Annotated in this window: 18 protein-coding genes and 1 pseudogene; 10 read left to right on the top strand and 9 right to left on the bottom strand. The window is 69.6% G+C overall.

Annotated elements, in window-relative coordinates:
- Position 1: 1 nt before the first annotated feature.
- The 4 genes from RPQ07_RS13705 to RPQ07_RS13720 all read right to left on the bottom strand — a co-directional run bounded on the left by RPQ07_RS13705 (position 2) and on the right by RPQ07_RS13720 (position 4054).
- Positions 2-1480, bottom strand: a complete 1479-nt coding sequence (locus RPQ07_RS13705) for an exopolysaccharide biosynthesis polyprenyl glycosylphosphotransferase (protein ID WP_313944417.1) — start codon at positions 1478-1480, stop codon at positions 2-4.
- A complete protein-coding gene (locus tag RPQ07_RS13710; protein ID WP_313944418.1) occupies positions 1477-2679 on the bottom strand; it encodes a glycosyltransferase family 4 protein in 1203 nt (400 codons plus the stop codon). Before RPQ07_RS13710 ends, RPQ07_RS13705 begins: the two co-directional genes overlap by 4 nt.
- A gap of 63 nt (positions 2680-2742) precedes the next feature.
- Positions 2743-3831: a DUF3344 domain-containing protein gene (locus RPQ07_RS13715; RefSeq protein WP_313944419.1), complete on the bottom strand. Its 1089-nt coding sequence runs from the start codon at positions 3829-3831 to the stop codon at positions 2743-2745.
- Between the two features lie 67 nt (positions 3832-3898).
- Positions 3899-4054: a hypothetical protein gene (locus tag RPQ07_RS13720; protein ID WP_313944420.1), complete on the bottom strand. Its 156-nt coding sequence runs from the start codon at positions 4052-4054 to the stop codon at positions 3899-3901.
- Between the two features lie 21 nt (positions 4055-4075).
- Here RPQ07_RS13720 and RPQ07_RS13725 point away from each other — a divergent pair, with 21 nt between their 5' ends.
- Positions 4076-4369, top strand: a complete 294-nt coding sequence (locus tag RPQ07_RS13725) for a hypothetical protein (protein WP_313944421.1) — start codon at positions 4076-4078, stop codon at positions 4367-4369.
- Positions 4370-4556: 187 nt separating this feature from the next.
- On the opposite strand, the gene RPQ07_RS13730 is transcribed toward RPQ07_RS13725, so the two are convergent.
- Positions 4557-4796 carry a chaplin gene (locus RPQ07_RS13730; protein ID WP_313944422.1) on the bottom strand — a complete coding sequence of 80 codons (240 nt, stop codon included), beginning with the start codon at positions 4794-4796 and terminating at the stop codon, positions 4557-4559.
- A 260-nt stretch (positions 4797-5056) separates the two neighbouring features.
- Here RPQ07_RS13730 and RPQ07_RS13735 point away from each other — a divergent pair, with 260 nt between their 5' ends.
- The 6 genes from RPQ07_RS13735 (at position 5057) to RPQ07_RS13760 (ending at position 9889) form a co-directional block, all read left to right on the top strand.
- Positions 5057-5461, top strand: a complete 405-nt coding sequence (locus RPQ07_RS13735) for a rodlin (RefSeq protein ID WP_313944423.1) — start codon at positions 5057-5059, stop codon at positions 5459-5461.
- A 661-nt stretch (positions 5462-6122) separates the two neighbouring features.
- Entirely contained in the window at positions 6123-6527 is a 405-nt protein-coding gene (locus RPQ07_RS13740) for a rodlin (RefSeq protein ID WP_313944424.1), read from the top strand.
- Between the two features lie 236 nt (positions 6528-6763).
- The gene (locus tag RPQ07_RS13745; protein ID WP_384443863.1) at positions 6764-6997 is read left to right on the top strand and encodes a chaplin; all 234 of its coding nucleotides are present in this window, start codon (positions 6764-6766) and stop codon (positions 6995-6997) included.
- A gap of 256 nt (positions 6998-7253) precedes the next feature.
- Entirely contained in the window at positions 7254-7898 is a 645-nt protein-coding gene (locus tag RPQ07_RS13750; RefSeq protein WP_313944425.1) for a DUF4360 domain-containing protein, read from the top strand.
- Positions 7899-8196: 298 nt separating this feature from the next.
- Entirely contained in the window at positions 8197-9408 is a 1212-nt protein-coding gene (locus tag RPQ07_RS13755) for a pyridoxal phosphate-dependent aminotransferase (protein ID WP_313944426.1), read from the top strand.
- Positions 9409-9499: 91 nt separating this feature from the next.
- A complete protein-coding gene (locus tag RPQ07_RS13760) occupies positions 9500-9889 on the top strand; it encodes a hypothetical protein (RefSeq protein ID WP_313944427.1) in 390 nt (129 codons plus the stop codon).
- Positions 9890-10009: 120 nt separating this feature from the next.
- On the opposite strand, the gene RPQ07_RS13765 is transcribed toward RPQ07_RS13760, so the two are convergent.
- Positions 10010-10216 carry a hypothetical protein gene (locus tag RPQ07_RS13765; RefSeq protein ID WP_313949144.1) on the bottom strand — a complete coding sequence of 69 codons (207 nt, stop codon included), beginning with the start codon at positions 10214-10216 and terminating at the stop codon, positions 10010-10012.
- Between the two features lie 127 nt (positions 10217-10343).
- On the opposite strand from RPQ07_RS13765, the pseudogene RPQ07_RS13770 reads away from it, so the two are divergent.
- Positions 10344-10583: pseudogene (locus tag RPQ07_RS13770) on the top strand (hypothetical protein); the annotation flags it as partial.
- 95 nt (positions 10584-10678) lie between these two features.
- Here RPQ07_RS13770 and RPQ07_RS13775 read toward each other — a convergent pair.
- Positions 10679-12502 carry a phosphoenolpyruvate carboxykinase (GTP) gene (locus RPQ07_RS13775; RefSeq protein ID WP_313944428.1) on the bottom strand — a complete coding sequence of 608 codons (1824 nt, stop codon included), beginning with the start codon at positions 12500-12502 and terminating at the stop codon, positions 10679-10681.
- Between the two features lie 245 nt (positions 12503-12747).
- On the opposite strand from RPQ07_RS13775, the gene trhA reads away from it, so the two are divergent.
- Positions 12748-13422, top strand: a complete 675-nt coding sequence (gene trhA, locus RPQ07_RS13780) for a PAQR family membrane homeostasis protein TrhA (protein ID WP_313944429.1) — start codon at positions 12748-12750, stop codon at positions 13420-13422.
- A gap of 95 nt (positions 13423-13517) precedes the next feature.
- Complete coding sequence (locus RPQ07_RS13785; protein WP_313944430.1) at positions 13518-14156, top strand: TetR/AcrR family transcriptional regulator; 639 nt, start codon at positions 13518-13520, stop codon at positions 14154-14156.
- Between the two features lie 82 nt (positions 14157-14238).
- On the opposite strand, the gene RPQ07_RS13790 is transcribed toward RPQ07_RS13785, so the two are convergent.
- A complete protein-coding gene (locus RPQ07_RS13790) occupies positions 14239-16254 on the bottom strand; it encodes a thioredoxin domain-containing protein (protein WP_313944431.1) in 2016 nt (671 codons plus the stop codon).
- Between the two features lie 152 nt (positions 16255-16406).
- On the bottom strand, positions 16407-17030 hold the full coding sequence (locus tag RPQ07_RS13795) for a GyrI-like domain-containing protein (RefSeq protein WP_313944432.1): 624 nt from the start codon (positions 17028-17030) through the stop codon (positions 16407-16409).
- Between the last annotated feature and the right edge of the window lie 126 nt (positions 17031-17156).

The following is a 17156-nucleotide window of genomic DNA, read 5'->3' on the forward strand; positions in this document are numbered from 1 at the left end:
CTCAGCTGCCTCCGAGCCGGAACAGCGAGACGGCGGTGCGCGCGAGGATGCACACGTCCTGCCAGGGCGTCCAGGTGTCGATGTAGTGGTTGTCGAAGCGGGCGCGCTCCTCGATGGAGGTGTCACCGCGCAGTCCGTTGATCTGGGCGAGCCCGGTGATGCCGACGGGCATCCGGTGGCGCGCCTGGTAGCCGGGGTGGAGCCGGCTGAACGTGGCGACGAAGTACGGCCGTTCGGGCCGCGGGCCGACCAGGCTCATGTCCCCGCGCAGCACGTTCCACAGCTGCGGCAGTTCGTCGAGCGACGACTTGCGCAGCACGGTGCCGGTGAGGCTCATGCGCCGGTCGCGGGCGACGCTCCAGCGGGTCGCGGACTCGTGCTCGTCGGTCGGACGGATCGTGCGGAACTTCAGCAGTACGAACGGCCGTCCGTCCAGCCCGATGCGCTCCTGCCGGAAGATCACCCCGGGCCCGTCCGCGAACCGTACGGCGAGCGCGCACACCGCCATCACGGGAGCCGCCGCGAGCAGCGCGACCGCGGCCAGGACGATGTCGACGACGCGCTTGACCGCACGGGCGACGGGCCGGTGCAGCCCGGCGTCGAGGGGCTGCGCCGAGAACCCCCACAGATGGTCCTGCCCGGACGCCCGGTACGCGGGGCTCCCGGCGGCCGCCCCGCCGTCCACCAGCCAGAGGCGGCAGCCGTGTTCGGTCAACAGCGGGACGAGTCCGCTGGTTTCGGCGTCACAGTTCGGCTCCGTGGTGAACACGGCGTGCCGCACCGAGTTCTGGATGACCGCGCGGGTGACGTCCTGCCGGCTGACCAGCACGGGCAGCGGCCCGGACCCGCCCTGCGCCGGTGCCCTTCGCGGGGCCACCTGACCGACCGGCCGCATCCCGTACTCGGCGTGCTCGTACAGCGCGTGGACGACCTGCTGGACGAGCGGCCCGCCGCCGATGACCAGTGCCGACTGCGGCCGGCGGACGGCCGTCCAGCGCCGGAAGCGGTAGACGAGCGAGCGGGCACCGCAGCAGAGCGCCGTCTGCGCGACGACGGCAGCGGCCAGCGTGGTCCAGCCGGTCGCGTAAGAACCGCTGTACGCCGAGAGCGCCTCGGCGACGGCGATCCACTGCACCAGCGCCAGCGCGCCGACCGTGGGCAGTTCGGTGAGCGCCGAGGGTGACAGGCTCGGCCGGTAGAGGCCGCGGCAGGCCTGGGCCGCCGGCTGGAGGACCGCGAGGAGCCCGAGGACGACCGGCGGCCAGGGCAGTCGGGGGAGCAGCAGACCGGCGGCGAGCGCCACGGCGAGCACGTCGGCGGCGAGCAGCGCCAGGACCGGACCGCGGCCGTCGATGCTCCGGGGGCCGAGCGCCGCGGCCTCGCCGCCGGAGGCCCTGCGGGGCGGATGGATCGTGGCGGCCGGGCGCTGGACGGCCCTGGCATGGGCGGCTCGGGGCGCGGGGGCACTCTCCGTCGTCATCGTGTGTTGCGCTTCCTCGTCGAGGGGCGGGGCGAGCTCAGGAGGTCCTGGTAGAGGCCGGACACGGCGGCGGCGGTCTTCCGTACGTCGCAGGTCGCCCGCGTATGGGCCTTCGCCTCGCGGCCCAGCGTGCGGCGCAGTTCCGCGTCCTGGAGCAGCCGGCCGAGGGCGGCCGCGAGGGCCGGCGGATCGTCCGGCGGTACGAGGCAGTGGGCCTCGTGGCCGGGCGGCAGACTCTCCCGCGCCCCGCTGACGTCGCTCAGCACGACCGGCCGTCCGCAGGCCATCGCTTCGAGCGGGGCGAGTGCCATGCCTTCCCAGCGGGAGGGCAGGACGACGAGATCCGCGGCGCGCAGCCACGGCCTGATGTCCTGGACCGCGCCGGCGAACAGGACGCTGCCCGGGGCGGCCCCGGTGAGCTGCTCCCGGTCGGGACCGTCCCCGGCCAGCACCAGCCGTGCGCCGGGGGCCAGTTCACGCACCCGGGGCCAGGCGCGCAGCAGCACGTCCTGACCCTTCTGCCGGCACAGCCGTCCGACGCACAGGACCAGCGGCGCATCGGAGGGCAGGTCACCCGCCCCGGGCAGGGCGAGCCGTGCCCGCTTGCGGCCGGTCTCCTCGTCTTCGTCGTGCGCATCGCCCGGCGAGCCGAAGTGACCGAGGTCGATGCCGTTGGGGATGACGGCCCAGCGGGCGGCGATCCCGGCCCGCTCCCCCGCCCGCCGTTCGCTCTCGCTGACGCAGAGCGTCCTGGTGCTCCAACGGGTGCCGTAGCGCTCCCACTTCAGCGCCATCCCGGCCACGCTCCCCTCCACCGCGTCGAAGGACCAGGCGTGCGGCTGGAAGACGGTCGGCACCCGGCCGCGCACGGCGAGCCGGGCGACGAGTCCCGCCTTGGCACTGTGCGCATGGATCAGCTGCGGACCTGTGCCGCGGATCAGCCGGGCCGCGGTCAGAACCTCCTTGGGCAGTCCGGGACCGGGGGCGCGGACCGCGGACCAGGTCCGCACCCGCGCGCCGGCCGCCGCGGCACTCTCGGCGAGTCCGCCGCCGGAGGGGCAGGCCACGACCGGCCGCAGCCCTTCGGCAACCTGAGCCCGGACAAGGTCGGTGACGACCCGTGCGACTCCCCCGTCCACCGGCTGGACCAGGTGAAAAATCGTCAGTTGGCTCGGCTCAGCCCGACTGCTGTGCGGCACGTGCGGCTCTCTTCGGACGTGGACTGTGGATCTGGCTCAAACGAGCAGCGCCGCATCGGAATGTCAGCGGCGGGTGTCTGCCTGCACGAAGAGAACGCCGAGGAAGTATCCGAGGTTTTCGGCGTTGAACCGGAAAATCAAACTCGTCCCACCGGACACCAGTGCGGGCCTGATGTCGAACACGTCGGAGTCGTATCCCAGCGTGTTCATATGGCGCGGCTGACGGCTGATCGCACCGGCCGGATCGGCGATCGTGGAGTTCATGACATCGGTCGCCGGATTCGCGGAATCGGAAATCCCGAACGCTTTTCCGCCCGGCGTACGGACGTCCACGCGGTCGCCTTTCCGGCCACGGTCGCCGTCGTACGAAACGATCCCGGCGCGGCCGTTTCCGCGTGCGGGGATACGCAGACCGCCGACCTGGACCTCATGGGTCGCGCGCCGGGCATCCAGCGTCTCGAAACCGTCCCAGAGCGAGATCTGCCGCAGGGGCTCCGAACTGTTCTCGTACGCGACGACCAGCGTCCAGCCGCCCCAGGCGCCGGCCTTGGAGTGCCCCATGGCCACATTGATCTGGGCCACGGTGTAGAGGCCGGAGCCGCTCTGGCGCACCAGCGGGGTGACGTCGGCGGAAGCCTGGTAGACGTCGCTGCCGGCCGTGTCACGGTGGGCGACGCGGGTGTCGGCGAGGACCGCCTTGTACCGGCCGCCGGGTTCGGCGATCAGGATCCGGCCGTTGTCCTTGGGCGGCTTCTGCTCGCCGACCCGCAGGTTTCCGCCCCAGTACAGACGGGCGTACGTCACACGGGAGTTCGCGGGCAGATCCAGCACGGCACGGCTGGAGTTGTAGGTGTTGGGGTCGTCGTCCTCGTCGACGTAGAACATGTCCCAGTCGTCGTTGGCTCCTTTGCCACCCGCGCGGACCGCCGAACACGAGCCCGCCGAAGGGGACTTCGGGCTGCGGCAGGTGATCGCGGAATTGGCGGTGCGGACGACACCGCCGTGCTGCACGGCCTGATACCGCTGGGTGAAAGGAAGGCGTGGCGACTCCTCGCCCGGGGCGGCGCCGGCCGGAAGGGGAGCGGCCGAGAACGCCAGGCAGAGCATGGCGCCCAGGGCGCCTCGCGCTGCGAAGCCCGTCGACTTCGACATGTACGGCTCCCCATGTTTGATCAACGCGACAAATCAGAAGGCACTTTGTCAGAGATCGGGCGGAAAATCACGCATGGCTCGCTCGCCCCGGAAACAGACCGCCGAGAAGGCCGCACCAGGGCAGACGTTCGACCGCAATGAACAGTTGATACGAGAATTCGAGCAGGGGTTTCTCCGGCGTCGAGGGCTCGTTAGCCAACCCGACGATGGCGATGAACGCCACGGAGAAAGGGATGCGAAAAAGATGAAGCACTCGAGGATTGCCGCGCTCGTTGTGGGCTCCGTCGCCGCGATCGGGTCGGCCTCCCCCGCACTCGCCGCCGACATGACGGCCATGCCCCCGATGAGCCTCAACGGCGGCCTGACCAAGGCGCTCTCCTCGACGCAGGATCTCGGCCAGGCGGACACCTCCGCCGTGACGGACGTCGCCCGGACCGTGACCGACCTCAACAACGTCAAGGGCCAGGCCCCGCAGCAGGTGCTCAAGTCCGCGGCTTCGCTGACCCCCATGCTGGGCGGGGTCGAGCTCGGCGGCTGAGCCTGCCGTCACGGCACGGCGTCGAGCCGGGCGGGGTGCGCAGCCACACGGCCGCACCCCGCCTTTGTCGCGCCCTCGCCTTGTTTCGTGTCCCTCGTGCCGTGCCGTGTCGTTGCCGGGTGGCCGGACACAAGGGTGGCGCCCCGATCAGGACCGGGGCGCCACCCTGGGAACGCACAAGCGGAGATCAGTCGTTCGCGCAGACGTTGCCGAACGCCGGGTTCAGGGCGCCGATCACGTTGACGCTGTTGCCGCAGACGTTCACCGGGATGTGGACCGGGACCTGGGCCACGTTGCCGGACAGGACACCCGGCGAGTGGGCGGCTCCACCCTCGGCGCCGGAGTCGGCGAACGCGGAACCGGCGGCGGAACCGGCGGCGAGACCAGCGGTGGCGAGGACCAGGGCGGCCTTCTTGGCAGTCTTCATGGAAACAGCACCTTCTGTTCGACGGTTTGCCCGGGGTCCGGGCTCACACGGATCAAAACGGATGAGGCACAGAGATGACACGCACGCCTCGCCGCTGCCCCCCATTCGGCCCAATGCGCATACGCGCCGGGCCTTCCGTGATCCGTATTGCCGCGCGGGCCGGACAAGACCATTTGAGTGAACCGCCGGAACCATTCCCCGGGGCCACTGGTTGTCAGGGCGCTCCAGCAGTGGGCAACCAGGCGACAGAAGGACGGAACATGCTCAAGAAGGTTATGGCAACTGCCGCGATCACCCTTTCCGTGGCGGCCGCGGGGGCGTCGATGGCCCCGCAGGCTATGGCCGTCGGCAACGGCAATGACACGACGGCGCTGAGCGGCAACGGCGCCTCGCAGGCTTACGGCAACTTCGCCACCGACGGTGAGCAGAGCACCCAGCTCGGCCTCGTCCAGGGCTCGCTCAACAAGCCCTGCGTCGGCCTGCCGGCGAAGCTCGACGTCGGTTCCGTCATCGGCGCCGTGCCGATCACCGTCCAGGACCTGCTGACGACCCAGCAGAACCAGCAGTGCGCCGAGAACTCCACGCAGGTCAAGGGCGACGACACCCTGTCGCACCTTCTCAGCCAGATCCCGGTGCTCTCGGGCAACGGCGTGGGCAACGAGTAGTCCCACCTGCCGGCAAGCACCGGGCCCCCCGTCGCCATCGGCACGGGGGGCCCGGTGCTGTCGTACGAGGGAGGTCACCCGCGGAGGTCACGCCCAGCCGGTCCAGAGGATCGTGGTGACCCACGAAACCGGCAACCCCGCCGCACCCGTGATCACCGGAAGCCGGGCGAACGCCCGGCCGCCGCCGACTCCTTCGCGGCTCCCGGTGCCGTCCGGGCTCTTCGACGGACGCGGATTCCGTCGCCACGATTGTCATTTGATTTCACCGACTCGATTGCCGTGCGGACCGCGACATTGCGCATCCGGCACGAAAAACCCCGGGAGTCCGGATTTCATTCGGCAAACGGGTGACATCGGAACGGTGCGGCCGCGCACCGGTGCTTGAATGGCCGTGCAGGCCGCGTATGGGATCTGCTTCCGGGTGAAAGCCCCCAGCCGGCGGCGCACTGCGCCGTGGGGCGGTCGTGCGTGTTTTCGCATGACGCACCCGGTATGGCGATCCGCCCCATCGGCGGAGGGCCGCGTGTCGGCCTTCCGCCGATGCACCGTGCCGGGCGCCAACAGATTGTGGCATTCGGGTGAAGGCGCGGAACCAAACCCGTCGAATGCAGTTGATCAGCCTGCTCCACGATCGAACGTTCAAAGCGAAAAGGGACAAAAAGTGATCAAGAAGATTCTGGCTACCGCAGCGGTCACCGCTTCGATGGTGGGCGTCGGCGCTGCGATGGCCCCGCAGGCCCTGGCCGTCGGTGACGGCAACGAGACCACCGCGCTGAGCGGCAACGGCGCCTCGCAGGCCTACGGCAACTTCGCCACGGACGGCGACATGAGCCCGCAGATCGGCCTCATCCAGGGCTCGCTGAACAAGCCCTGTGTCGGCCTGCCGATCAAGGGTGACATCGGTTCCGTCGCGGGCCTCATCCCGATCACGGTCCAGGACATCCTGACGACCCAGCAGAACCAGCAGTGCACCGAGAACTCGACCCAGGTCAAGGGTGACGACCCGCTGTCGCACATCCTCAGCCAGATCCCGGTCCTCTCGGGCAACGGCGCTGCCAACGACTGATTCCATCAGTCGGCTGTGCGCCCCTGAGCGTTGTGCGCTCGGGGGCGCATTCATGAGAGGTGTCAATTCTTCCGGTGCCACGGGGAAGATGATTTCCAAACTCATGACCCTCAGGAAGTTTCCTTGCGGGAATTCAATCGTTACTCATTTTGCAGGGGTGTTCATGAACAGGAAACTGGCAGCGCAGCGCGACGGTCGCACCTGCGTACGACACCACTGCTGAAAGGATCAAAGAAATGAAGAGCAAGAAGGCTGCAGTCGTCTTCGCGGGCGTCGTCATGGCCCTGGGTTCCGCTGCCCCCGCCATGGCCGACTCGGGTGCCGAGGGCGCCGCTGCCGGTTCGCCCGGCGTGCTGTCCGGCAACCTCGTCCAGGTTCCCGTCCACGTGCCCGTGAACGTCTGCGGCAACACGGTGAACGTGATCGCGCTGCTGAACCCGGCCTTCGGCAACGCCTGCGCCAACGACTGACATTCAGCACAAAGCGGCCCCGAGGAGCACGAAAGTGCCCTCGGGGCCGTTGTCGTGGAGCCCTGCGGTTACTGCGCGCCCGTTCAGGCCGAGTAGGCCGATAACGCACCTAGCCAGCCCCCGCGTTGGTACCTAGCATTCCCCTCGATCCGGCTCTTCGAGAAACACCCGGAAATCATTGAAGGGTTGACATGTCCATGGCTAGCCCATGCATTCTTCCGGATCGACCCCTCACATTTCCCCCGATGGGAGAATCATGTCCCGTGCACTTTTAGCGGGCGGCGCGACAGCCGCAATTCTGGGTTCGCTGCTGGCCTCTCAGAACGCATCCGCGTCCATCGTCGCGCCCCCGGACAAAATCGTGATCGAGGTCGCGACGGTCAACGGATCCGGATGTCGTCCGGGCAGCGCCGCGGTGGCGGTCGCCCCGGACAACACGGCCTTCACCGTGACCTACAGCGAGTACCTCGCGAAGGTCGGCGTGGGAGCCTCGCCCACCGACTTCCGTAAGAACTGCCAGCTCAGCCTGATCGTGCACGTGCCGAGCGGCTTCACGTACGCGGTCGCCAGCGCCGACTACCGCGGCTTCGCCAGCCTGGAGAGAGGGGCGACCGCCACCCAGAAGGCCTCGTACTACTTCCAGGGATCGCCGGACACCGCGGCGAGAACCCACCCCTTCAGCGGGCCGGTCCAGGACAACTGGCAGGCCACCGACACCACGGAGTGGGGCCAGCTCGTCTGGGCCGCGTGCGGAGCGAAGCGCAACTTCAACATCAACACCGAGGTGCGCGTGAACGCCGGCACCTCCGACCCGAAGAAGACGACGAGCTTCATGACGATGGACTCGACGGACGGAGCGATCAACACCGTCTACCGGATGGCCTGGAAGGAGTGCCCGTAGCCCCTTCTGAACCGACCTGAGTAAGCACGGCGTCCCGGTCACCCGTGCGGTGGCCGGGACGACGGTTTGGTCGGCCGCTCCCCCGCGGCCCCGTCCGATGCGTGACGAGCACAACATCCACGGTCGGCACGCCGGGCCCGCGCCGTGCACATCGCAGGCAGCCGGCCCGGATCGGCTGACGTTTCGAAGGGCCGAGGCCTCCTCGACCGAGGCCGCACACCAAAAGCGGACATTCCCACCGGCCGTCGTGGGCGAAAACATGCAGCGATCGCCGTTACGCGCCCGTAAGCTCACGGACATGCAGGTGATCCAGTCGACGAAGCTCGCCAATGTCTGTTACGAGATCCGGGGCCCGGTCCTGGAGGAAGCGATGCGGCTGGAGGCAGCAGGTCACCGCATCCTCAAGCTCAACACCGGCAATCCCGCAGCCTTCGGGTTCGAGTGCCCGCCCGAGATCCTGGAGGACATCCTCCGCAATCTCGGTGACGCCCACGGGTACGGCGACGCCAAGGGGCTGCTGTCCGCCCGGCGCGCGGTCATGCAGCACTACCAGACCAAGGGCATCGACCTGGACGTCGAGGACGTCTACCTCGGCAACGGCGTCTCCGAGCTGATCCAGATGTCCATGCAGGCGCTGCTGGACGACGGCGACGAGGTGCTCGTACCCGCTCCGGACTATCCGCTGTGGACGGCCTCCGTCTCACTCGCCGGCGGCACCGCCGTGCACTACCGGTGCGACGAGCAGTCCGACTGGATGCCGGACCTCACCGACATCGAACGGAAGATCACCGACCGCACCAAGGCGATCGTGATCATCAACCCGAACAACCCCACCGGCGCGGTGTACGACGACGAGATGCTGCGCGGTCTCACCGAGATCGCCCGCAGGCACGGTCTGATCGTCTGTTCCGACGAGATCTACGACAAGATCCTCTACGACGGTGCCACCCACACCCCGACCGCCGCCGTGGCGCCCGATCTGATGGTCCTCACCTTCAACGGGCTCTCCAAGAACTACCGCGTCGCCGGCTACCGCTCCGGCTGGATGGCGGTCTGCGGCCCCAAGTCCCACGCCTCGTCCTACATCGAGGGCCTGACGATCCTGGCCAATATGCGGCTGTGCGCGAACATGCCCTCGCAGCACGCGGTGGCGACCGCGCTCGGCGGACGGCAGTCGATCGAGGACCTGGTGCTGCCCGGCGGACGGATCCTGGAGCAGCGGGACGTGGCGTACGACCTGCTCACGCAGATCCCCGGGGTGACCTGCGTGAAGCCGAAGGGGGCGCTGTACCTCTTCCCGCGGCTGGACCCCCAGGTCTACAAGCTCAAGGACGACCGCCAGATGGTGCTCGACCTGCTGCGCGCCGAGAAGATCATGGTCGTCCACGGGACGGGCTTCAACTGGCCCGACCCCGATCACTTCCGCATCGTCACGCTGCCCGCAGCGAAGGAGCTGGCGGACGCGGTGACCCGGATCGGGAACTTCCTGGACGGTTACAGCCAGCCCTGACCGGTCCGCGCGCAAGATTTCCGACCGGGCTCAACTTTAGACAGTATCCAATGTAGGATGGTCTCCTGACAGTGAGCAGGAGGCCATCCCCATGTACGAGCCGATCCGCACCAAGTCCATCCACTCGATGGCCGACGACGACGCGTACCCGCACCGCAGTCGCGAGGAGGAGCTGGACATCCAGCTCGCCGGCCATCTCTCCGCGCTGCTCGCCGTCACGGACGAACTCGGGATCGACGACGCCGCTGAGCAGATCGCGTCCCAGATCGCCCGCCTGCGCGGCACGCCCCCCGTACGGAACGCGGGCCTGCGGCGCGGCAGCGACGCCCCCGCCCTGCACCGGCGCGCCCACGACCTGGCCGGCCGTGCCCTCGTCGTCGCGGCGTCCCGCGCGGACACCGCGGTCGCCATCCTCTCCGCCGAGCGCATGGACGCCCACGCCGCCGCACTGGCCGAACCGCGCCTGGTCGGCGCCCCCTGACGGCCCCGGTCCACGGGCCGCGGAGGCGCGTGGGCCGGGTGCCACCAAGCCCGGGGCGGGGCTCGCCCCTCGGGGAATCCCGGCCGGCAGTGGATTTCGGGGCCGGGAACCCCACCGAAGTCATCCCGGAATGTGTAATGCGAGCACTCTCCGTGCGGTGAGGCGCATCGTGGGAATCGTCGTCGCAGGCCGCGAGAGCCAGGACCCGACGAAGACCGTGTGGCGGATCGGACCGCCGCCGACGCCCGACCCGCGCCGCAGTTCGTCGGCCGGCGCCTTGGACGACGGGAAGGCGAAGTCCTGCACCTTCAGGGGCAGTTCCTGCATGGCCCAGGAGCCCGAGGTCTCTGTCCCGACGGTACATCCCTTGGCAGCAAGGGCCTTCACCATGGTCGCCTCCAACTCCGGGGCGCTGTATCCGGCCGCGGCCTCGTACGTCGCCGACGGCGGGCGGCACACGCTCGTCCCGCTCACCGAGGACGGACGGGCGCTCGGCGAACTGCTCGGCTCCGACCGGCGGCTGCGCGAACCGGCCGTACGGCACGGCTTCCGGCCACAGGGTGCCGCCGCCGAGTTCACCGCCGCGACGAGTCCCGCCGCCGGCAGACCCACACCCGCTGTCCGGAGGACCGGTGGGGCCCGGTGTGAAAGAGCCCCACGGATGCCGGAAAGGGTCCGGCCCCCGGAAGCCTGAGGGGGCTTCCGGGGGCCGGGAACGCGGCGGACCTGAGGTGACCCCACAGGTCAGGGCGGCTGTCGGACGGATCCGCCGCGAGCGCCGAGGGCGCGTCAGCCCAAGCGGGCGACCAGCGACCGGTACTCGTCCCACAGTTCCTTGGGCGTGTGGTCGCCGAAGGTGTTCAGGTGCTCGGGGACCAGTGCGGCCTCCTCGCGCCAGATCTCCTTGTCGACCTTGAGCAGGTAGTCGAGGTCCTCCTCCGGCATGTCGAGCCCGTCGGTGTCCAGCGCCTCACGCGTCGGCAGGATGCCGATCGGGGTCTCGACGCCTTCGGCCTTGCCGTCGAGGCGCTCGACGATCCACTTCAGGACGCGGCTGTTCTCGCCGAAGCCGGGCCACACGAACTTGCCCGCCTCGTTCTTGCGGAACCAGTTCACGTAGTAGATCTTCGGGAGCTTGGCCTGGTCCTTGTCGGCGCCGACCTTGACCCAGTGGGCCATGTAGTCGCCCATGTTGTAGCCGCAGAACGGCAACATCGCGAACGGGTCGCGGCGCAGCTCGCCGACCTTGCCCTCGGCCGCGGCGGTCTTCTCGGAGGCGACGTTCGCGCCGAGGAAGACACCGTGGTTCCAGGTGAAGGACTCGGTGACCAGCGGCACGGCGGAGGCGCGGCGGCCGCCGAAGAGGATCGCCGAGATCGGCACGCCCTTCGGGTCCTCCCACTCCGGCGCGGCGATCGGGCACTGCGAGGCGGGCACCGTGAAGCGGGCGTTGGGGTGGGCGGCCGGCGTCTCGGACGCGGGCGTCCAGTCGTTGCCCTTCCAGTCCGTGAGGTGGGCCGGGGCCTCCTCGGTCATTCCCTCCCACCAGATGTCGTTGTCGTCGGTGAGCGCGACATTGGTGAAGACGGCGTTGCCCCACAGGGTCTTCATGGCGTTGGCGTTGGTGTGCTCGCCGGTGCCGGGCGCGACACCGAAGAAGCCCGCCTCGGGGTTGATCGCGTACAGCCGGCCGTCCTCGCCGAACCGCATCCACGCGATGTCGTCGCCGATGGTCTCCACGGTCCAGCCGGAGATGGTGGGCTCCAGCATGGCGAGGTTCGTCTTGCCGCACGCGGACGGGAAGGCCGCCGCCACGTACTTGGACTCACCGTGTGGGGGCGTGAGCTTGAGGATCAGCATGTGCTCGGCGAGCCAGCCCTCGTCGCGCGCCATGACGGACGCGATGCGCAGGGCGTAGCACTTCTTGCCGAGCAGGGCGTTGCCGCCGTAGCCGGAGCCGTACGACCAGATCTCGCGGGTCTCGGGGAAGTGCGAGATGTACTTGGTCGAGTTGCACGGCCAGGGCACGTCCTCCTCGCCCTCGGCGAGAGGCGCACCGAGGGTGTGGACGGCCTTGACGAAGAAGCCGTCGGAGCCGAGCTCGTCGAGGACGGGCTGCCCCATGCGGGTCATGGTGCGCATGGAGACGGCGACGTAGGCGGAGTCGGTGATCTCGACGCCGATGGCCGACAGCGGCGAGCCCAGCGGGCCCATGCAGAACGGCACGACGTACATCGTGCGGCCGCGCATCGAGCCGCGGAAGATCCCCTTCTCGCCGGCGAAGATCTCCTTCATCTCCGCGGGGGCCTTCCAGTGGTTCGTGGGGCCGGCGTCCGCCTCCTTCTCGGAGCAGATGAAGGTGCGGTCCTCGACACGGGCGACGTCGGTCGGGTCGGACGCGGCGTAGTAGGAGTTCGGACGCTTGATGGGGTCAAGCTTCGTGAACGTTCCCTTGGCGACGAGCTCTCCGCACAGGCGCTCGTACTCGGCTTCTGATCCGTCACACCAGACGACGCTGTCCGGTTCCGTGATTGCTGCGATCTCGTCGACCCAGGAGATGAGCTCCTGGTGGCTGGTGGGGACGGTGGTGGGAGCCGCGATGTCGCGCGCCACGATCGCTCCTAAGAGAGGGTTTGGTGGTTGGTGCCCCGTGGGGGCTGCGACCCGGATGCTTCGGACCCTTCACTCTTCTGGCGCTCATCCGGTGCCGACCGCACTCATCTGATCATCGGTGGAGTGCGCCCATATGTCCAGAGGGCGTCTCACGTGAGCATTGCCACTCGGGTACCCCGAAGGAGTCGGAGCTCACGCTGCCCGGAGACGTCCGTTACCTACGGTTGCGTAGGTACCATCCAGACATGACGCCTGCAGCGCCCGACGTGACAGAGATAGAACCGCCCCCGGTCAAGCCCCGGTTGCGCGGGTGGCTGCACGCCGGCATGTTCCCGGCCGTCCTGGTCGCGGGGCTGGTGCTGACAGCTTCCGCGGGCTCCACCGAGGCGCGTATCGCGTGTGCGGTCTATGTGCTGAGCGCCTGCCTGCTGTTCGGCGTGAGCGCGATCTACCACCGTGGAAACTGGGGTCCGCGCGGTGAGGCCGTGCTGCGCAGGCTCGATCACGCCAACATCTTCCTGATCATCGCCGGCACCTACACGCCGCTGACGATGCTGCTGCTCCCCGACGCGACCGCCCGGCCACTCATGTGGGCGATCTGGGCGGCGGCGGTCGCGGGGATCGCCTTCCGCGTCTTCTGGGTGGGCGCGCCGCGCTGGCTCTACACGCCCTGCTACATCGCGATGGGCTGGGCCGCGGTCTTCTTCCTCCCCGACTTCCTGCGTACCGGCGGTATCGCGGTGCTCGTCTGTGTCGTCGTCGGAGGGCTGCTCTACAGCGCGGGCGGCGTGGTCTACGGCCTCCGGCGGCCCAACCCCTCCCCCCGGTGGTTCGGCTTCCACGAGGTCTTCCACTCGCTCACCCTCGCCGCCTTCGTCGTGCACTACGTGGGAATCTCCCTGGTCGCCTACGAGCACTGACGGCCACCAGCATGTGAGAGCCGCTGTCATTCGACAGCGGCTCCCCGGGCCGCCGAAGCGGCTCCGCAGCCGGCCGATGGCGCACAATGACCGCCATGGCGGCCACCACACGCAGCCCGTCCGGCGACCCACCCGTCGCGGCACCCCCGCGGCCGGGCCTGCGCGAACGCAAGAAGCTCAGGACCCGGACCGCGATCCGCCGCGCGACCTTCCGGCTGATCGCCGCGCACGGGTACGAGGCGACCACGGTCGAGCAGATCGCGGAGGCGGCGGACGTGTCGCCGTCCACGGTCTTCCGGTACTTCGCGACCAAGGAGGACATCGTCCTCGCGGACGAGTACGACCGGGCCGTGGAAACCCTCCTGCGGGCCCGTCCCGCCGCCGAACCGCCGCTGGAGTCCCTGCGGGCCGCCCTCACCGAAGCGTTCGCCGCCATGCTCGCGGAGGAGCCCGAGGAGATGCGTCAGCGCAGCCGGCTCATCGTCGAGGTCCCGGCCCTCCGCGCGCGGATGACCGGGACCATGGCCGAGACGGCCCTGCTGCTGGCCCGCGCGATCGCCGGCCGGGCCGGGCGGGAGCCCGACGACCTCGACGTGCGGGTGTTCACGGCGGCCGTCATGGGCGCGCTGCGGGAGGCCCTGATCCACTGGGCCGAGCGCGGCCAGCAGGACGACCTGGTCGCGCTCGTCCACCGGACGCTGGACACCCTCCAGGGCGGCCTGCGCCTTCGGTGAGCTCCGGGCCGCGCGCCTCGTTCGCCTACCGGGACAGGACCGGCGTGTCGCCAGCACCTCGCGCGTCGGTCACCCGGTGGTCTCATGCACCGAGTTGGCCGGCCAGCTCGTCCGCATCCGTGGTGGGCATCCGACAGGTGAAGTCGCGGCACACATAGGCCGCCGGGCGGCCCTCCACCAGCGCACGGTCCCTCAGCAGCGGGAACTCCTCGCTGTCCGGTGATCCCGCCGCCACCACCGCACCCGGCGCGGTGCTCAGCAGCGCCGTACGGAACAGCTCGCTCGTCGCCGGGTCGTCCTCCGGGCCGACGACCGCCACCTCGCGCGGCCCGTCGAGCAGCGCCTCGGCCACCGCGAGCCCCCAGCCGACGAACCGCGGAGCCCGCGGTCCGAGCGCCTTCACCACACCGAGCGCACCTTCGGCGGCCGTGCGATGGGCCTGGGAGCCCGTGTGCGCCGCGTACGTCAGCAGCGCACCGGCCGCGGCGGTCCACCCGGACGGAGCGGCGTTGTCCGTCGGGTCCTGCGGCCGGCGGATCAGCCGCTCGGCGTCGTGCGCCGTGTCGTAGAGCGCGCCGCCCTCACCGGTGAACCGGTCGATGACGATGTCCAGCAGGAACCCGGCGAACTCCAGCCAGACCCCCTCACCGGTCGTGCCCGCGAGCGCGAGAAAGCCCTCGGCGACATCGGCGTAGTCCTCCAGCACACCGGCGTTCCGACCGGCCTTGCCGTCCTTGGAGGTGCGCGTGAGCCGCGCTCCGGTGGCGGAGAAGTCGATGTGCAGACGGACGAGCAGATCCGCCGCCTCGGTGGCGCGCTCGATCAGGTCCGGGCGCTCGAAGTACGCGCCCACCTCGGCGAGCGCGGCGATGGCGAGCCCGTTCCAGGCGGCCACGATCTTGTCGTCCCGCTCCGGCCGGGGCCGCAGCTCCCGCGCGGCGAGCAGCCGCTCCCGCATGCCCGGATCGGCTTCCCCGTCCGGGAGTTGCAGCACGGAGGCGCCTTCCTCGAAGGTCCCCTCCTCCGTCACCCCGAAGGCCTCGGCGGCCCGCTGCCCCTCGTCGTCGCCCAGGGCCTCGCGCAACTGCCGCGGCGTCCACACGTAGTACGCGCCCTCGACGTGCCGGCCGCTGCCGTCGTCGCTGTCGGCGTCGAGCGCGGAGGCGAACCCGCCCTCGGCGGTGCGCAGTTCACGCACCATGAAGTCGGCGGTCTCCAGGGCGACCCTGCGGGCGAGGTCGCTGCCCGTGGCCCGCCACAGGTGGGCGTACACGCGGCACAGGAGGGCGTTGTCGTAGAGCATCTTCTCGAAGTGCGGCACCACGAACTCCCGGTCCACCGAGTAGCGCGCGAACCCGCCGCCGAGCTGGTCGTAGATACCGCCGCGGGCCATCGCCTCGCAGGTGTCCGCTGCCATCTGGAGTGCGCCCTCGGCTCCGGTGCGGGCGTGGTGCCGCAACAGGAACTCGAGCACCATCGACGGCGGGAACTTGGGCGCGCCCCCGAAGCCGCCGTGCCGCTCGTCGTAGTCCCGGGTGAGCCCGAGCAGCGCCTGGGCCGGCTCCTCCTCCCCGGGCACTCCGGCACCGCCGACCGCGAGGGACCGCCCGGCGAGATCGCGCACGATGTTCTGCGCCACCTCGGCCACTTCCTCGCGCCGGTCCTGCCAGGCGACCGTGACCCCGTCGAGGACCTGAAGGAAGGAGGGCATGCCCTGGCGGGGCTGCGGCGGGAAGTACGTACCGAAGTAGAAGGGCTCGGCATCGGGGGTGAGGAAGACGGTCATCGGCCAGCCGCCCTGACCGGTGGCGGCCTGCACGGCCTCCATGTACACGGCGTCGACGTCGGGGCGTTCCTCGCGGTCGACCTTGACGTTCACGAAGTGCTCGTTCATGTACGAGGCGGTCGTCTCGTCCTCGAAGGACTCGTGCGCCATGACATGACACCAGTGGCAGGCCGAGTAGCCGACCGACAGCAGCACGGGTACGCCGCGCTTTCGCGCTTCCTCGAAAGCCTCCGGCGCCCAGGGCCACCAGTCCACGGGGTTCGAGGCGTGCTGAAGCAGATAGGGCGAGGTCTCGTCGGCCAGCCGATTCATACGGCCCAGCCTCTCACAAGGCCCTATGGCACCGGCGAAGCCCGCACGGGCCCCGCCTCGGTCGGCCGAACCTCATGCGCGGCGCACCGACAGCAGCACGGGTACGTCACGCCTCCGCGCTTCCAGGAAAGCGCGAACGGCCGGGTCCGGAATCAGCTCCCGGTGGATTCGACAGGCTGGCGCAGGATGGTGCGCAGCCGCGACGGGTCGGTGCGCCGTGCGTCGGAGAGGTAGATCTCGTGGTGGTCCCCGCGGGGCTTGAGTTCCTGCTGCGGCATGTACTCGTCGTGCATCCGCGCGATCGTGGGCCCCTCCTGGTTGTAGGGGCCGATGTGCAGGACCTGGACCGCCTTGCCCTCGTGGAACTCGCCGAAGCGGACGCGGTCGCCGGCGGCCAGATCCTTCTTCTCGATCGCTCGCTTCAGACCTTCGCCGACGATCTCGTCGGTGATCCAGTCGGGCTGAACGATCATGAGCCGCCACTGCCACTCGTTCTCGTCGCGTGACGACGTGAAGGCCTTGAGGTCGTCGGCCGACCACAAGCCTTCCAGCGGACCGACGGTGTGTTTCCTGCCGAGTTCGTCGATGGCGAGAGCACGGACGGCGTACGCGGTCGCGTACAGCGCGCGCACGATGTCCGCGTACAGCTGCGATGTGTTGGGGCTGCCCTCACCGTCCGCCATGAGGAACTTCATGGCGGGCACATCGACGACCTCGAACCTCTTCTTCGCGGTGAACAGGCTGCGCAGGTCCTTCTTCACGTCATAGTTCAGCATGGATGGACTCAGTCCCGAGAGGTGACAAGCGGCAGTGAGCATGCCGAGCGGATGACCGCTCCGTGCACGTGGCTCGGCTACCTACCGTATGGAGAATCCTCAGGATGTCACGCCCACCGGCGATGT

Source organism: Streptomyces sp. AM8-1-1, from assembly GCF_032229325.1.
GTDB classification, from domain to species: domain Bacteria; phylum Actinomycetota; class Actinomycetes; order Streptomycetales; family Streptomycetaceae; genus Streptomyces; species Streptomyces achmelvichensis.

Bases quoted from the DNA above. Each gene is read 5' to 3' on its own strand.
- RPQ07_RS13705 (WP_313944417.1), bottom strand. From the start codon at position 1,480: ATGACGACGGAGAGTGCCCCCGCGCCCCGAGCCGCCCATGCCAGGGCC.
- RPQ07_RS13755 (WP_313944426.1), top strand. From the start codon at position 8,197: ATGCAGGTGATCCAGTCGACGAAGCTCGCCAATGTCTGTTACGAGATC.
- RPQ07_RS13750 (WP_313944425.1), top strand. From the start codon at position 7,254: ATGTCCCGTGCACTTTTAGCGGGCGGCGCGACAGCCGCAATTCTGGGT.
- RPQ07_RS13735 (WP_313944423.1), top strand. From the start codon at position 5,057: ATGCTCAAGAAGGTTATGGCAACTGCCGCGATCACCCTTTCCGTGGCG.
- RPQ07_RS13745 (WP_384443863.1), top strand. From the start codon at position 6,764: ATGAAGAGCAAGAAGGCTGCAGTCGTCTTCGCGGGCGTCGTCATGGCC.
- RPQ07_RS13795 (WP_313944432.1), bottom strand. From the start codon at position 17,030: ATGCTGAACTATGACGTGAAGAAGGACCTGCGCAGCCTGTTCACCGCG.
- RPQ07_RS13790 (WP_313944431.1), bottom strand. From the start codon at position 16,254: ATGAATCGGCTGGCCGACGAGACCTCGCCCTATCTGCTTCAGCACGCC.
- RPQ07_RS13725 (WP_313944421.1), top strand. From the start codon at position 4,076: ATGAAGCACTCGAGGATTGCCGCGCTCGTTGTGGGCTCCGTCGCCGCG.
- RPQ07_RS13785 (WP_313944430.1), top strand. From the start codon at position 13,518: ATGGCGGCCACCACACGCAGCCCGTCCGGCGACCCACCCGTCGCGGCA.
- RPQ07_RS13715 (WP_313944419.1), bottom strand. From the start codon at position 3,831: ATGTCGAAGTCGACGGGCTTCGCAGCGCGAGGCGCCCTGGGCGCCATG.
- RPQ07_RS13730 (WP_313944422.1), bottom strand. From the start codon at position 4,796: ATGAAGACTGCCAAGAAGGCCGCCCTGGTCCTCGCCACCGCTGGTCTC.
- trhA (WP_313944429.1), top strand. From the start codon at position 12,748: ATGACGCCTGCAGCGCCCGACGTGACAGAGATAGAACCGCCCCCGGTC.
- RPQ07_RS13760 (WP_313944427.1), top strand. From the start codon at position 9,500: ATGTACGAGCCGATCCGCACCAAGTCCATCCACTCGATGGCCGACGAC.
- RPQ07_RS13765 (WP_313949144.1), bottom strand. From the start codon at position 10,216: ATGCAGGAACTGCCCCTGAAGGTGCAGGACTTCGCCTTCCCGTCGTCC.